This is a genomic window from Nocardia stercoris, from assembly GCF_003696265.1.
Lineage (GTDB): Bacteria > Actinomycetota > Actinomycetes > Mycobacteriales > Mycobacteriaceae > Nocardia > Nocardia stercoris.
In genome coordinates this window covers 1-821 of the sequence record NZ_RFFH01000054.1, presented here as the reverse complement: position 1 = coordinate 821, position 821 = coordinate 1, and the positions used below count along the sequence as shown (strand labels likewise).

The window sequence follows — 821 nt, the reverse complement described above, 5'->3', positions numbered from 1 at the left end:
GTCAGCAGCGGATGCGGGCTCGCTTCCACGAACACGGAGTAACCGTCGGCGACCAGCGCCCGCACTACCGGCTCGAATTGCACTGTCTCCCGGAGGTTCCGGAACCAGTACCCCGCGTCCAGCCCGGCGGTGTCCAGCAGACCACCGGTCACCGTCGACCAGAACGCCACCTGCGACGGTCCCGCCGTCACGCCCGCCAGCGCCTCCGCCAGCGACTCCTCCAGCTCCTCCACCTGCGGCGAATGCGACGCATAATCCACCGCGATCCGACGCGCCCGCACCCCATCACGCTCACAACCAGCCAGGAACTCCTCCAAGGCCGCCACCGCACCCGAAACAACAGTCAACGCAGGACCGTTCACCGCCGCGACCGCCAAATCCGGGAACCCCGCCAACCGCTCGGACACCTCGGCCACCGGACGCGACACCGACACCATCCCGCCACGGCCCGCCAACCCGGTCAAAGCCTTGGAGCGCAGAATCACAACGCGCGCAGCATCTTCCAAGCTCAACGCACCAGCAACATACGCCGCCGCGATCTCACCCTGCGAATGACCCACCACCACATCCGGTTTCACACCCACCGAACGCCACAACTCCGCCAGGGACACCATCACCGCGAACAACACCGGCTGCACCACATCGACCCGGTCCAGCGACGGCGCACCCTCGCCACCACGCAACACATCGAGCAGGGACCAATCCACCAGCTCCCCGAAGGCCGCATCGCACTCGGCGATCTTCGCCGCGAAAACCGGTGCGGTGTCGAGCAACTCGACACCCATCCCGACCCACTGCGCCCCCTGACCCGGGAACACCAG

General features: G+C 67.2%; 1 protein-coding gene. It reads right to left on the bottom strand.

Going from position 1 to position 821, the window contains the following annotated elements; translation table 11 throughout:
- A partial coding sequence (locus tag EBN03_RS33540) for an acyltransferase domain-containing protein (protein WP_147471808.1) occupies positions 1-821 on the bottom strand: 821 nt, incomplete at both ends.